Source organism: Amycolatopsis acididurans (assembly GCF_012328925.1).
Taxonomy (GTDB): domain Bacteria; phylum Actinomycetota; class Actinomycetes; order Mycobacteriales; family Pseudonocardiaceae; genus Amycolatopsis_E; species Amycolatopsis_E acididurans.
Genome location: NZ_JAAXLS010000004.1, coordinates 191,729 through 205,969 on the forward strand (window position 1 = coordinate 191,729; position 14,241 = coordinate 205,969).

10 protein-coding genes are annotated in these 14,241 nt (G+C 70.1%); 7 read left to right on the forward strand and 3 right to left on the reverse strand.

All coding sequences use genetic code 11. The features are described 5' to 3' along the window. The first annotated feature begins 1 nt into the window (after position 1). The 3 genes from HFP15_RS09320 (at position 2) to icmF (ending at position 4,779) form a co-directional block, all read left to right on the forward strand. On the forward strand, positions 2–679 hold the full coding sequence (locus HFP15_RS09320) for a DUF742 domain-containing protein (RefSeq protein ID WP_168513653.1): 678 nt from the start codon (positions 2–4) through the stop codon (positions 677–679). Beyond that, the gene (locus HFP15_RS09325) at positions 660–1,274 is read left to right on the forward strand and encodes a GTP-binding protein (protein WP_168513654.1); all 615 of its coding nucleotides are present in this window, start codon (positions 660–662) and stop codon (positions 1,272–1,274) included. Before HFP15_RS09320 ends, HFP15_RS09325 begins: the two co-directional genes overlap by 20 nt. Before the next feature lie 268 nt (positions 1,275–1,542). Next, positions 1,543–4,779 (forward strand): fused isobutyryl-CoA mutase/GTPase IcmF, encoded by a 3,237-nt coding sequence (icmF, locus tag HFP15_RS09330; protein ID WP_168513656.1) that lies wholly within the window; start codon positions 1,543–1,545, stop codon positions 4,777–4,779. Positions 4,780–4,798: 19 nt separating this feature from the next. On the opposite strand, the gene HFP15_RS09335 is transcribed toward icmF, so the two are convergent. Then, positions 4,799–5,479 (reverse strand): class I SAM-dependent methyltransferase, encoded by a 681-nt coding sequence (locus tag HFP15_RS09335; protein ID WP_168513658.1) that lies wholly within the window; start codon positions 5,477–5,479, stop codon positions 4,799–4,801. A 73-nt stretch (positions 5,480–5,552) separates the two neighbouring features. Between HFP15_RS09335 and HFP15_RS09340 the strand changes: the two genes are divergently transcribed. Further along, entirely contained in the window at positions 5,553–6,374 is an 822-nt protein-coding gene (locus tag HFP15_RS09340) for an LLM class F420-dependent oxidoreductase (RefSeq protein ID WP_168513660.1), read from the forward strand. A 60-nt stretch (positions 6,375–6,434) separates the two neighbouring features. On the opposite strand, the gene HFP15_RS09345 is transcribed toward HFP15_RS09340, so the two are convergent. After that, positions 6,435–7,361, reverse strand: a complete 927-nt coding sequence (locus tag HFP15_RS09345; protein WP_246271541.1) for a serine hydrolase — start codon at positions 7,359–7,361, stop codon at positions 6,435–6,437. A 114-nt stretch (positions 7,362–7,475) separates the two neighbouring features. Further along, on the reverse strand, positions 7,476–8,096 hold the full coding sequence (gene kstR, locus HFP15_RS09350) for a cholesterol catabolism transcriptional regulator KstR (RefSeq protein WP_168513662.1): 621 nt from the start codon (positions 8,094–8,096) through the stop codon (positions 7,476–7,478). A 94-nt stretch (positions 8,097–8,190) separates the two neighbouring features. Here kstR and HFP15_RS09355 point away from each other — a divergent pair, with 94 nt between their 5' ends. From HFP15_RS09355 to HFP15_RS09365, 3 genes are read left to right on the forward strand one after another with little or no spacing between them, the layout of a single operon-like run. After that, positions 8,191–10,200 (forward strand): acyl-CoA dehydrogenase family protein, encoded by a 2,010-nt coding sequence (locus HFP15_RS09355; protein ID WP_168513664.1) that lies wholly within the window; start codon positions 8,191–8,193, stop codon positions 10,198–10,200. Positions 10,201–10,230: 30 nt separating this feature from the next. Continuing rightward, entirely contained in the window at positions 10,231–12,963 is a 2,733-nt protein-coding gene (locus HFP15_RS09360; RefSeq protein ID WP_168513666.1) for an SCO1167/SCO6262 family helicase, read from the forward strand. Beyond that, a complete protein-coding gene (locus HFP15_RS09365; RefSeq protein WP_168513668.1) occupies positions 12,960–14,099 on the forward strand; it encodes an SWIM zinc finger family protein in 1,140 nt (379 codons plus the stop codon). Before HFP15_RS09360 ends, HFP15_RS09365 begins: the two co-directional genes overlap by 4 nt. The last annotated feature ends 142 nt before the right edge of the window (positions 14,100–14,241 follow it).

Sequence of the window (14,241 nt, forward strand, 5' to 3'; positions counted from 1 at the left end):
GATGAGCACGGGATCCGGAAGCGGCTCCCCTCCGGCCGGTGACGACGACGCGACCTTCGCGGACGTCCTCAACGGCTTCAGCCTGGACTCGGGACGAGCCCGCCGGAAGCGCAGGAAGGCCAAGCAGGCCGAACCGGAAGCCGCGCGTCCGCAGCAGCAGCCCGAGGTGCAGGAGCAGGCGCCTCCACCGGCCGCCGAGCCCGCCGAGCCAACCCAGGGCCTGCCGGGGTTCGCCGAGCCGGGGCAGGGCACGGGGCTGTTCGAACCCGCCGTGTCCAGCAGCGGACCGATGCTGCCGGAACGCCCCGACTACGGCGGTTTCGACGAGGAGACGGCGGTCGTCCGCCCGTACGCGCTGACGGGCGGCCGCACGAAAGCCAGCTACGCGCTGGAACTGGAGACTTTGATCTCCGTCGACGACGCTGTCGCCGCCCGCATCGATGCGGGGATGACAGTGCAGTTCGAGCACCGCTCGATCATGGAAGAATGTCGGAAGCCGCGTTCGGTCGCGGAACTCGCGGCGGTGCTGCGGGTCCCGATCGGGGTGGCTCGGGTGCTGATCAGTGACGCTGCGGACGCCGGTCTTGTCACGGTGCACAGGACCGTGTCCGGCAACGACGACGCCGAGGCGCATCTCATGTTGATGGAAAGGGTGTTGAGTGGACTCCGTCGGCTTTAAGGCACCGCGGCAGGCCCCGCCGCAGACCATGACCTCGGCGAAGATCGTGGTCGCCGGTGGCTTCGGGGCAGGCAAAACCACCTTTGTCGGGTCGGTGTCGGAGATCGTGCCGCTCACCACCGAGGCGATGATGACCGACGCCAGCCGTGGCATCGACAACCTCGATGCCACCCCGAACAAGGCGACCACCACGGTGGCGATGGACTTCGGGCGCGTGTCGCTGGACAGCGATCTGATCCTGTACCTGTTCGGTACGCCGGGTCAGCAGCGGTTCTGGTTCATGTGGGACGACCTGGTCCGCGGTGCCATCGGTGCGGTGGTACTCGCCGACACCAGGCGGCTCGCGGACTCGTTCGCGCCGGTGGACTTCTTCGAGGACCGCAGGCTGCCCTACATCGTCGGGGTCAACACCTTCGACGGCGTCCTGCACCACGATCTCAACGACGTGCGGGAAGCGCTGGCGATCGACTCCAACGTGCCGATCGTGCGGTGCGACGCCCGTGACCGCGAATCGACCAAGCAGACGCTCATCACGCTGGTCGAGTACGCGATGCGGCAGTGGATCTCGATGCGCGGTACCGCGAACGCACGCTGACGCGCGGCCTTCGTGGCCGGGTGAGACGGGCGGGCCACCGCCCACGGCGCGCTGAAGCGCGCCCGCGATTCGCCGACATGCATGGGTGCTGGGGGCGCCCGCATGCCGGAGCTTTCTGCTGCCGGGCGCCGGGAGTTCTCTTTCACCGGCCTGCCCGCCCTTCCCGCGCTGGTCGCAGCGCGAAATCCGTGATCAACCAGCCAATCGGTGTTGTGACCACGGTGACACTTGGAGTTGAAACAGTAGGAAGTCCGAGTATTTTGGAGGCATGAACGCTCCGCTGCACAAGGCCGTCAACCCGGTCCGGTTCGTGACCGCGTCGAGCTTGTTCGACGGGCACGACGCGTCGATCAACATCATGCGCCGCATCCTGCAGGCGCAGGGTGCCGAGGTCGTGCACCTCGGGCACAACCGCAGCGTGGACGAGGTCGCCACGGCCGCGATCGCCGAGGACGCCCAGGGCGTCGCGATCAGCGCCTACCAGGGCGGTCACGTCGAGTACTTCACCTACCTCGTCGAGCTGCTGCGCGAGCGGGGTGCCGGGCACATCAAGGTCTACGGCGGCGGTGGCGGCGTCATCGTGCGCGAGGAGATCGACCTGCTGCACTCGCGCGGCGTCGCGCACATCTTCTCCCCGGACGACGGCCTGGAGATGGGCCTGCCCGGCATGATCAACTCGATGATCGAGGCCTGTGACTACGACCTGGCCGCCGAGACGGTCGGCACGCCGGACGATCTGCTTTCCGGCGATGTGCGGGCGCTGTCGCGGGCGATCACCCAGCTGCAGGCCGGTTCGCTCGCCGACGAGTGGAACTCGGCCATCACCGAGGCGGCGAAGGGCCGCACCGTGCCGGTCCTCGGCATCACCGGCACCGGCGGTTCGGGCAAGTCGTCGCTGACCGACGAGCTGATCCGCCGGTTCCGCCAGGACCAGCAGGACAAGCTGCGGATCGCCGTGCTGGCGGTGGACCCGACGCGCCGTCGCGGCGGCGGCGCGCTGCTCGGCGACCGGATCCGGATGAACTCCCTGGACGGCTCCCCGGTCTACTTCCGGTCGCTGGCCACGCGGACCAAGTCCGGCGAGATCCCGCAGGGCCTCGAAGAGTCGATCGTGGCGTGCAAGGCCGCCGGATACGACCTGGTGATCGTCGAGACGCCGGGTATCGGCCAGGGCGACGCCGGCATCGTCGACTACGTCGACCACTCGCTGTACGTGATGACGCCGGAGTTCGGCGCCGCGTCGCAGCTGGAGAAGATCGACATGCTCGACTTCGCCGACGTGGTGGCGATCAACAAGTTCGAGCGCCGCGGTGCCGAGGACGCGCGCCGGGACGTGGCGCGCCAGCTCGTGCGCAACCGCGAGGCGTTCGGCGCCGCGCCCGAGGACATGCCGGTTTTCGGCACCAGTGCGGCGAAGTTCAACGACGACGGCGTGACGGCGCTGTACCAGCACCTGCGGGATTCCCTTGCCGAGCAGGGGCTTCCGGTGTCGGCCGGCACGCTGCCGCACATCGAGGGCAAGGTGTCCACGGGTGCCTCCACGGTCATCCCGAACTCGCGCGCCCGCTACCTCGCCGACGTCTCCGACACCGTGCGCGGCTACCACGCCCGCACGAACGAGCAGGTCGAGGCGGTGCGCGAACGCGATCAGCTGGCGGCGGCGAAGGCCGCGCTGGAGCGCGTGAGCGCGGACACCGAGGCGATCAGCGAACTGCTGGCCGAAGCCGAGTCGCGTGTGGACGATGGAACCAGGAATCTGCTGGCGGACTGGCAGCGGATCTCGGAGGAATACCGCGGCGAGGAGCTCGTCTTCAAGGTGCGGGACAAGGAACTGCGCACGCAGCTGTGGCGGGACACCCTGTCCGGCAACAAGGTGCCGCGGGTCGCGCTGCCGCGCTATACCGAGAACGGCGAGCTGGTCTCGTTCCTGCGCCGCGAGAACCTGCCCGGTTTCTTCCCCTACACCGCAGGGGTTTTCCCGTTCAAGCGCGAGGGCGAGGACCCGGCCCGGATGTTCGCGGGCGAAGGCGACGCGTTCCGCACGAACCGCCGGTTCAAGTACCTGTCCTCGGAGTCGGAGGCCAAGCGCCTGTCGACGGCGTTCGACTCGGTGACGCTCTACGGCCGTGACCCGGACACCCGTCCCGACATCTACGGCAAGGTCGGCACGTCCGGCGTTTCGATCGCGACGCTGGAGGACATGAAGGTCCTCTACGACGGCTTCGACCTGACCGCGCCGAGCACCTCGGTGTCGATGACGATCAACGGCCCGGCGCCGACGATCCTCGCGTTCTTCCTCAACACCGCGATCGACCAGAAGATGGAGGCCTTCCGCGCCGAGCATGGCCGCGAGCCGAGCCCGCAGGAGGCCGAGGAGCTGCGCGAGTGGACGGTGGCCAACGTGCGCGGCACCGTGCAGGCCGACATCCTCAAGGAGGACCAGGGGCAGAACACCTGCATCTTCTCCACCGAGTTCAGCCTGCGGATGATGGCCGACATCCAGGAATGGTTCATCGAGCACGGGGTGCGCAACTTCTACTCGGTGTCGATCTCGGGCTATCACATCGCCGAGGCCGGGGCGAACCCGATCTCGCAGCTGGCGTTCACGCTCGCCAACGGCTTCACCTACGTCGAGTCCTATCTCGCGCGCGGGATGGACATCGACGACTTCGCGCCGAACCTGTCGTTCTTCTTCTCCAACGGGATGGACGCCGAGTACACGGTGCTCGGCCGGGTCGCGCGGCGGATCTGGGCCACCGCGATGAAGGACCGCTACGGCGCGAACGAGCGCTCGCAGAAGCTGAAGTACCACGTGCAGACCTCGGGCCGGTCGCTGCACGCGCAGGAGATCAGCTTCAACGACATCCGGACCACGCTGCAGGCGCTGTGCGCGTTGTACGACAACGCGAACTCCTTGCACACCAACGCTTTCGACGAGGCGATCACCACGCCGAGCGAGCATTCGGTGCGCCGCGCGATGGCCATCCAGATGATCATCAACAAGGAGTGGGGCCTGGCGAAGAACGAGAACCCGCTGCAGGGCGCGTTCATCGTCGACGAGCTGACCGACCTTGTCGAAGAGGCGGTGCTGACCGAGTTCGACCGGATCTCCGAGCGCGGCGGCGTGCTGGGCGCGATGGAGACCGGCTACCAGCGCGGCAAGATCCAGGACGAGTCGATGCTGTACGAGCGGCTCAAGCACGAGGGCACGCTGCCGATCATCGGCGTGAACACGTTCAAGAACCCGAACCCCGAGGAGGACGAGGCCGAGGTCGAACTCGCCCGTGCCACCGAGGAGGAGAAGCAGTCGCAGCTGAGCAGGCTGGCCGATTTCCAGCAGCGGCACGCCACCGACGCCGAGCAGGCCCTCAAGGCCCTGCGCGAGGCGGCTCAGCGCGGCGAGAACCTGTTCGCCGTGCTGATGGACGCCGCCCGCGTCTGCTCGCTGGGCCAGATCACCGAGGCGTTCTTCGAGGTCGGCGGTCAGTACCGCCGCAACGTCTGACGCCGCCTCGCCGCGAGCTTCAGGGCCGGCGCACCGCGGTGAGCTGCCAGACCGGCATGAGGAACCGGCCGTGCTCGTCCTGCGGTACGTCGGTGGGGAAGCCCTCGGGCAGCATGTTCGTGGTGAAGGCCGTGGTGTACGTGCGCCGTTCGAGCCGCGTGATCTCCCAGCCCTCGCGGAAGGACGCGCGCAGGTGGTGCTCGGGCACCGCGCGCGGGCCGGGCGCGGTGCCGAGGAGCTCCGAGCGGCAGAACAGGTGCAGTGTCGCGCCGGGGCGGCAGACCCGGTGCAGCGCGGTGACGTAGGCACGCTGCTCGTCGTCGTTGAGGCAGTGGTAGAGCGCGCTGTCGAGGACCGTGTCGAAGCGGTCGTCCAGACCGTCGAGCCGGGTGGCGTCGGCCACGGCGAACTCCACGTCCAGCCCCCGGTCGCGGGCCTTCGCGCGGGCGCGGTCGATGGCCGTGGGCGAGGCGTCGATGCCGGTGACGCGGTAGCCGCGGCCGCCGAGGAACAGCGCGTTGTCCGCCAGCCCGCAGCCGGCGTCGAGCAGGTCGCCGCGCAGTTCGCCGGCGGCCTCCACCTCGACGAGCAGCGGCTGCGGTTCGCCGATGTCCCACGGTACGAAACCGGCGGGCCCGATCTCGGCGTTTCCCTGGTACAGCTGGTCGAAGTCGAGCGATTCAACGTCAGGTGTGCTCACGTCCCCGACCCTCCTCGGCTCGCGTAGCGGCGTCAAGGGAATACACACGGTGCGAGGTCAGTTGCCCGCTGGTATGAAGTTCGGAATCGCTACCTTCGTGACCGACGAGGGCATCGGCGCCGCCGCGCTGGGCAAGGCGCTGGAAGAACGAGGCTTCGACTCGCTGTTCCTCGCCGAGCACTCGCACATCCCGGTCAGCCGCGAGAGCCCGTACCCGGGCGGCGGCGACCTGCCGAGGCGCTACTACCGCACCCTCGACCCGTTCGTCGCGCTCGCGGCGGCCGCGTCCGTCACCGAGCACCTCCTGCTCGCCACCGGCATCGCCCTGCTGCCACAGCGCGACGTGATCCACACGGCCAACGAGGTCGCGAGCCTGGACCACGTGTCGAACGGCCGAGCGATTTTCGGGGTCGGCGTCGGCTGGAACCGGGAGGAGATGCGCAACCACGGCACGGATCCGCGCACGCGTGGAGCGTTGATGGACGAGCAGTTGCAGGCGCTGAAGGCGATCTGGACTCAGGAACAGGCCGAGTTCCACGGCAAGTTCGTCGACTTCGCCCCGATCTTCGCCTGGCCCAAGCCGGTGCACCCGGTGCCGGTCTACGTGGGCGGTGAAAGCCCGGCCGCGATCAGGCGGCTGATCGACCACGGTGACGGCTGGCTGCCGAGGCCGGGCACCGAACCCGGGGAACTGCGCCGGGTTCGCGCCCTGCTGGCCGAACGGGGCCGCACCGATGTGCCGTTCACGATCTTCGGCGCCGGCCGCGATCGGGCGCGCCTCGAAGGCTGGGCCGAGGGCGGCGCGGACCGCGTCACCTTCCTGCTGCCGACGCTATCCGAGGCCGAGACGCTGAGCTGGCTGGACGAGACCGCCCAACTGGTGGCGAAGCTGTGAAACCCGGCGTCTCGACCTTCGTCACCGACGAGCGGTTTCGACGCGTTGTTCGCGATACGCCTAGGGACTGACCAAAGAGGACAGTGCGGCGGCGGCCGAGGTCAGTGCCGTGGGCAGCGTGCCGTAGGAGGACAACGGGCCGGAGCTCAGCAGCACCACGACGTAGCGCGAATCGGTGCCGAGCACGCCGGTCGAGTTGTAGTAGGCATCCGAACCGCTGCTGCCCCAGCCCTGTTTGATCGCCCACGTGGTGCCGCGAAGGCCGTCGGGAATGCCGAAGTACTGGTCCGTCCCGTCGGCTGCGTCCTCGGACGCGTGGTACATGGCGTCGTAGAGCAGGCTTCGCGCGGGGGCGGGCAGTTTGTCCAGCACGTAGTCGTACACGGTCACCATGTCCTGCGCGGTGATCTCCGTGCTGCCCCATTCGCCTGCCGAGGTGGGTGCCGCGGTGCCGGTGAGGCCCATCAGCGCGACGTCCCGCGTGATGATCGACGTGCCGCCCTCGCTGACCCAGAACGAACTGGCGATCGCGTCGTCGCTGGTGGACAACATCTGGGTGATCTGGGTCTGCGTGGCCGTGCTGGGCAGTTCGAACTGGTTCTGCGCCAGGACGTCGATCGCGATGAGCAGCTTCACCACGGACATGCTGGCGAACTGCTGGTCGGCGTTGAGGCTGGTCAGCACGGTCGAGGTCTGCCGGTCGTAGACCTCCATGCCGAGCGTCGCGCCGGGCACGCTCTCGCGCAGTGCCTGCTGCGCGCTTTCGGCGAGCGCCTGCGACTGTTGCGCGGACAGCGTGCTCGCGGCGGGCGTGGTCGCGGGTGTGGTCTCAGGCGTCGTGGTGACCGGTGCGACCGTTGTGGACGGTGGTGAGGCGACGCTCGCCGTGGACACGACGGCGCTCTTCTCGGCGCTGAAGATCACCATGAGGGCGGCGCCGACGGCGGCCGCGGCTAGTACGGCCGTAGCGGCCGTCGCGCGCTTCATGTCCACCAAACGACACGAGAGCGCCGATCTGTTGCGTTTTTTCGATCATCACAGGGAACTCCCAGTGACCTGACAGCCAGCCCACAGCTTCGGTCACGTCACGTGCGCGGGTGATCACCGATCGAGCAGCAAGTGCACCGAAAGCTCGAGCCGGTTCGCCACGTCCGCCGCGGACGCGCGCCGCGTCACCCAGGCTACGAGGTTGGCCATCCACACGTCCGCGATGAGGTGGAACACCGCGCGGTCGTCCTCGGTGGGGTCCTCGATCTCCATCGCCCTGGCGAACATGTCCTCCATGAGCCTGCCGACCTGCTCGACCTCGGCGGCGGCCGTGGTGTCGGCGAACATGAACGCGCGGACCATCGCCTCGGTCAGGTGCGGATCGCGTTGCATGGCGCGCGTGTTGCGGTTGAGCACGAAGATCAGCCGCTCGGCGGGCGTGTCGCCGGGGATCGTGCCGCGGTCGAGCTTCTCCTTGGCGCGTTCGAACTCGCGGGCGAGGCCGGAGACCAGCAGGTGGATCTTCGACGGGAAGTACCGGTAGAGCGTGCCGAGCGCGACGTCGGCGCGTTCGGCGACGGCCCGCATCTGCACGGCGTCGTAGCCGCCCTTCGAAGCCAGCCCGAGCGTGGCGTCGATGATGCGCCGCCTGCGATCACGTTGCGCAGCGGAGCCCAGCTCGTCGCCCGCGAGCCCGTTCTTGCTCTGGGAGGTTGCCCTCGTCTTTCCGGCCATCGGCACCTGCTTCGAAACTTGTTCCACTGTCTTCGGGTAGCTTACCTAACGGGATTCTTCCGGAAAAATTGAAACACGTTCTATAGTGGTCCGCATGGCTATCGCGGTGACGCAGGAACAGCGGGCGTTGGCGGAGTCGGTCAGGGCATGCGCGAAGCGCCGGGACGACCTCGCCGAGGTCGGGCTGTTCGCCGTCGCACTGCCCGAGGAGCTGGGCGGGGCGGGCGGCACCGTCGCCGACCTGGCCGCCGGACTGGAGGAGGCCGCGGCCGCCCTGGTCCCAGGACCGGTGTTCGGCACGATGCTGGCGGGGCTGGTGCTGGCGCGGGAGCCCGGCTCGCCGCTGGCCAGGGAACTGGCCCCGAGGCTGGCCGAGGGCAGCGCGCACTGCGCCGTCGCGCTCCAACCGTGCGAGGCCGACGGCCTGGTCCTGCGGGGCCGCACCGGCCCGGTGCTCGAAGCCGACGACTCCACCCATCTGCTGCTGTCCACGACGAACGGCACGTGGTTCATCCTGCCGCCCCAGGCGGTCGACGAGGCCACCCCGCTGGACTTCTCACGCGGGATCGGGTTCTACGACCTCGACGGGGCCGAGGTGCCCGAGTCGGCGGTCCTGCACGCACCTCCGGTCGAGGACCTCGCCGCGACGCTGGCCGCGGCCGAAGCCTCCGGGATCGCGCGCTGGTGCCTGGACACCGCCGTCGAGTACGCGAAGGTGCGCGAGCAGTTCGGCCGGCCGATCGGCGCGTTCCAGGCGGTCAAGCATCTGTGCGCGGAAATGCTGTGCCGCGCCGAACTCGCGGCCACCCTGGCCTGGGACGCCGCGCGGGCGTGGGGCGGCCCGGAGCATCCGCTCGCCGCCGCGGTGGCCGCAGCCGGCGCGCTGGACGCGGCCGTGGACAACGCGAAGGACTGCATCCAGGTGCTCGGCGGGATCGGGTTCACCTGGGAGCACGATGCCCACCTGTACCTGCGGCGGGCCGTGTCGATGCGGCAACTGCTCGGCGGTACCGCGCGGTGGCGCCGCCGGGCCGCGGAACTCGCGCTGTCCGGCATGCGGCGCAGCCTCGACATCGATCTCGGCGAGGACCCGCAGGTGCGGGAGACGGCCGCGGAGATCGCCGGGGCGGAGAACCAGCGCGCCAAGCTCGCCGAGACCGGGTACCTGATGCCGCACTGGCCGAAGCCGTACGGCCTGGACGCGCCCGCGGCGCAGCAGTTGCGGATCGACGCCGAACTGGAGAGGGCCGGGGTGCGGCGGCCGGATCTGGTGATCGGCGCGTGGGCGGCACCGACGATCCTGGAGCACGGCACGGCCGAGCAGCGGGAGCACTTCGTCGGCCCCACTTTGCGCGGCGAGATCGTGTGGTGCCAGCTGTTCAGCGAGCCCGGCGCCGGATCCGATCTGGCTTCGCTGCGCACCAAGGCCAGCAAAGTGGACGGTGGCTGGCTGCTGTCCGGGCAGAAGGTGTGGTCCTCACTGGCGCACCGGGCCGACTGGGCGATCTGCCTCGCCCGCACCGATCCGTCCGCACCCAAGCACAAGGGGATCACGTATTTCCTTGTCGACATGACGTCACCGGGAATCGAGGTCCGGCCGTTGCGCCAGATCACCGGCGACGCCGACTTCAACGAGGTGTTCCTCGCCGACGTGTTCGTGCCCGACGATCACGTGGTCGGCGAGGTCAACGGCGGCTGGCGGCTGGCACGGACGACGCTGGCGAACGAACGCGTCGCGATGGGCAGCGGATCGTCGGTAGGGGAGGCCGTCGAGCACCTGCTCGCCTCCGAATCCGCCGATCTGGAACGGCTCGGCGCGCTGGTCACCGAGGGCTCGGCGTGCTCGCTGCTGGACCTGCGCACGACGCTGCGGCGGCTGGACGGACAGGACCCCGGTGCGGAGTCGAGCGTGCGCAAGCTGCTCGGCGTGCGGCACCGGCAGTCCGTCGCGGAAACCGTGCTGGACCTGCGGGGACCCATGGGCGTGGTGGACGCCGCGGCGCAGCACGAGTTCCTGCTCACCCGGTGCCTGAGCATCGCCGGCGGTACCACGCAGGTGCTGCTGAACGTGGTCGCGGAACGGCTGCTCGGGCTGCCTCGCTGAGATGTCGGTGCCCGCTTATATCGTGGCCAGGTGGAGCTGACAGCCGACACCAGGGCCATCTTCGTGCCCTCCGACCCGCCGCGCGAAGGCGTGCTCGCGCTGTGGGGCGACGGTGCCGGTGCCACACCCATCGAGCTCGTGCTGCCCCGCGGGAAAGCGTTTCACCGCACCAAGGTCGACGCGCACGTGGTGCCGCTGGCGGAGGCGATCCCGCGGCTGCTCGCGTTGAGCGAACCGGTGAGCCCCGCGGTCGACGCGCTCGCGGCCGCCGTGCGCGCCGCGCTGACCCTCGTCGCGCGCGGGCGGCTGCTGCCCGCCGCCACACCGGGCGGGGTCGACGCGTGGCGCGTCGGCCCGCTCGACACGGCGGACGAGACGCTGTTGCGCGGGCTGGCCGCCGCGCTCCCGCCGGAGGCGCACGCGTTGCCCCTGTCCGGGCTCAAACGGATCCGGCTGCACTCGCCCGAATCGCTGATCCGGGCGTTGTGGGACGCCACCGCCGACGTGCTGGCGCGCACCCCGGCCGCGCGGCTGGCGGCGGGCGGGCCCGCGTTCGCCGCGCCGGAGCCCACGCTGCTCGACAGCGTGGACGCCGAATGGCTCACCGCGCAGCAGCCCGCCGGTGCGCAGTTGCTGCTGCGCGTCGAGATCCGCGAGGACGGCGAAGACCTCACCTTCGCCGGCGTGCTGGCGTTGCGCAGCGAGGCCGATCCGAGCCTGGTGATCGACGCGACCACGCTGTGGGACGCGCCCGACGCGGTGCTGGCCAGGCTCGGCGAGCAGGTCGAGGCGCAGCTGCTGATCGGGCTGCGGCGCGGTGCGCGGGCCTGGTCACCGCTGAAGCGGGCACTCGAAGCCGCCACACCCGGCGAACTGATCTTCACCGACGACGAGATCGTCGAGCTGCTGGACTCCGACCCGTTGCGTTCGGCGGGCGTGGAAGTGTTGTGGCCCAGGGAAATGTTCGCCGACAGCGTGCGGATGAAGGCGAGCACCACCGCCGCACCGGGCAGCGACGCGCAGGGTGCCTTCCGCATCACCGACCTGCTGAACTTCCGCTGGCAGCTCTCCATCGGCGAGCAACCCCTGACCGAGGAGGAGGTCACCGCGCTCGCGGAGGCCAAGCGTCCGATGGTGCGGCTGCGCGGCCGGTGGGTACGTGCCGACTCCGGCATGCTGCGGCGGTTGCGGGCCCGGTCCTCGCGCGCGCTGAGCGTCGCCGAAGCGCTCGCCGCGGCACTCACCGGGAGCCTGGAGGTCGACGGCGAGGACGTGGATTTCTCGCCGCCGCAAGCACTTTCCGGTCTCGTCGAGCGGCTGCGCGCGGCGGACGGGGCGCCGGTCGAGCCGTCGCGGGACCTGGAGGCGACGCTGCGGCCGTATCAGCGGGCGGGGCTCGGCTGGCTGGCGAAGATGACCGAACTCGGGCTGGGCGGCATCCTGGCCGACGACATGGGGCTGGGCAAGACGATCCAGCTCATCGCGCTGCACCTGCACCGGCGGCCGCTCGCGGCGGGTCCGACGCTCGTGCTGTGCCCGACTTCGCTGCTGGGCAACTGGGAGCGCGAGTTCGCGAAGTTCGCGCCGAAGATCCCGGTGCGACGCTTCCACGGCGGCGGGCGGCATCTGGAAGGCGTGGCGCCCGACGAGGTCGTGCTCGCCACGTACGGCGTGCTGCGGCGGGACCGTGAGTCGCTGTCGGAGGTCGGCTGGGGGCTGATCGCCGCCGACGAGGCGCAGCATGTGAAGAACCCGCATTCGGTGACGGCGAAAGAACTCCGGCGCATCCCGACGGCCTCCCGGGTGGCGCTGACCGGTACCCCGATGGAGAACCGGCTCACCGAGCTGTGGTCCATTGTGGACTGGACAACGCCGGGCCTGCTCGGCACCCTCGAACACTTCCGGCGCACGATCGCCCGGCCCGTCGAGCGCAACCGCGATCCCGCAAGTGTCGAACGGCTGGCCGCCACGGTGCGCCCGTTCTTGTTGCGGCGCCGCAAGACCGATCCGGACATCGCGCCGGAACTGCCGCGCAAGACCGAGACCGACCAGTACGTTCCGCTCACCGGCGAGCAGGCCACGCTGTACGAGGCGGTGGTGCGGGAGAACCTGGCCGTGATCCGCGAGTCGAAGGGCGTGCAGCGGCGCGGGCAGGTGCTCAAGCTGCTCACCGAGCTGAAGCAGATCTGCAACCATCCGGCGCAGTACCTCAAGGAAGGCGGGCCGCTCACCGGCCGGTCCGGCAAGCTGGCCGCGTTCGAGGAACTGCTCGACGTGATCCTCGACGAGGGCGAATGCGTGCTCGTGTTCAGCCAGTACGTGCAGTTGTGCAAGCTGCTGCAGGCGCGGCTGGCCGAGCGCGGGCTGCCCGCCGCACTGCTGTCGGGCGCCACGTCGCCGAAGCGGCGCGAGGAGATGGTCGAGCGGTTCCAGGGCGGCGACATCCCCGTTTTCCTGTTGTCTCTCAAGGCGGGCGGCGTCGGGCTCAACCTGACCCGGGCCACGCACGTGATCCACTACGACCGGTGGTGGAACCCCGCGGTGGAGGATCAGGCCACCGACCGTGCGTACCGGATCGGGCAGGACCGGCCCGTGCAGGTGCACCGGTTGATCGCCGAGGGCACGCTGGAGGAGCGCATCGCCACGGTGCTGGAGACCAAACGCGGGCTGACCGAGGCCGTCGTCGGCGCGGGCGAGGACTGGATCACCGAACTGTCCGACGACGAGCTGGCCGATCTCGTGCGGCTCGGTGCCACGCCGTGAGCCCGCGGCGCACCTTCGGGTCCACGTGGTGGGGCCGGGCCTGGGTGGAGGCGCTGGAAGGCCGCGCGAAACTCGACCCGAACCGCCTGCCGCGCGGGCGCACCTACGCCAGGCAGGACAGGGTGAGCGCGCTGGACGTGAAGGCGGGCGAGGTGCGTGCATGGGTACGGGGCAGCCGCGCCGTGCCCTACCGCGTGACCATCCGCGTGCGGACGTTCGGTGAGGAACAGTGGACGGTGCTGCTGGACACGATCGGGCGGCAGCTCGGATACACCGCGGCACTGCTCGACGGTGAGCTGCCGCCGGAGCTGGCGTCAACCGCGCGGGAGGCGGGCGCGGATCTCCTGCCGGGGCCGGGTGATCTGCGGCCGCGGTGTTCGTGCCCGGACTCGGCGGACCCGTGCAAGCATTCGGCGGCGGTGTGTTACCTGGTCGCGGACGAGGTCGATGCGGATCCGTTCGTGTTGTTCCTGTTGCGCGGTCGGGGCCGGGATGCCGTGCTGCGGGAACTACGCGCGAGGCGGCGGCGCCCCGCGGTCGCTGGTGCCGAGGTGGAGGAGGGCATCGAACCCCAGGACGCCTTCGCACGCGAGACCGCTCCGCTGCCGAAGCTGCCCGCCCCGCCGCGCGTGCCCGGCGCGCCGTCGCTGCTGCCGGCCGATCCGCCCGCGGGCTCGTCGTTGCGGACGGAAGCGTTGGCAGAGCTGGCTTCTGGAGCGGCGGATCTGGCGTGGGAGTTGCTGACCGGCAGGCTGGCCACGCCACTGACCGAGGACGAAGACCTCGCCCGGCGTGCCTCGCGGGGCGATGTGGCCGCGCTGGCCGCCGCGTCGGGCAGGTCGCGTGCGGAACTGGTGCGCTGGGCGGCAGCGTGGCGGACCGCCGGCCGCGGTGGTTTCGCCGCCCTGCGCGAGACGTGGCAACCCCCACGCGCCCGCTTGGCGGAAGCGCAGACCGCACTGTCGGAAGCGGAGCTGCCCGGCGAGACGAAGACGTGGCGCAACCGCCTGACTCGCGGCACGGTGCAATTACGCCTGGGCCAGGACGACCGCTGGTACCTGTTCCACCAAACCCCCGACGGCTGGCTCCCAGCAGGCCCAGGCACCGACTCACCCCTGGACGCCCTACCGGAATAGAAGAAAACAAGCCTTCGGCCACCCTGGACACGGTCCTCCCGGCGAAGTGCGGCTGGGGATCGGGGTTGGAGGAGGAGTGGGGTGGGGCGTTGCTTCGCTTGCCGGGGCGGTTCGACTGGGCTTGCTTCACTCGCCGTGTCGG

Excerpts from the sequence above, each read along its gene's own strand:
- kstR (WP_168513662.1), bottom strand. The coding sequence starts at position 8,096 with ATGGCCGGAAAGACGAGGGCAACCTCCCAGAGCAAGAACGGGCTCGCG.
- icmF (WP_168513656.1), top strand. The coding sequence starts at position 1,543 with ATGAACGCTCCGCTGCACAAGGCCGTCAACCCGGTCCGGTTCGTGACC.
- HFP15_RS09320 (WP_168513653.1), top strand. The coding sequence starts at position 2 with ATGAGCACGGGATCCGGAAGCGGCTCCCCTCCGGCCGGTGACGACGAC.
- HFP15_RS09345 (WP_246271541.1), bottom strand. The coding sequence starts at position 7,361 with ATGAAGCGCGCGACGGCCGCTACGGCCGTACTAGCCGCGGCCGCCGTC.
- HFP15_RS09340 (WP_168513660.1), top strand. The coding sequence starts at position 5,553 with ATGAAGTTCGGAATCGCTACCTTCGTGACCGACGAGGGCATCGGCGCC.
- HFP15_RS09355 (WP_168513664.1), top strand. The coding sequence starts at position 8,191 with ATGGCTATCGCGGTGACGCAGGAACAGCGGGCGTTGGCGGAGTCGGTC.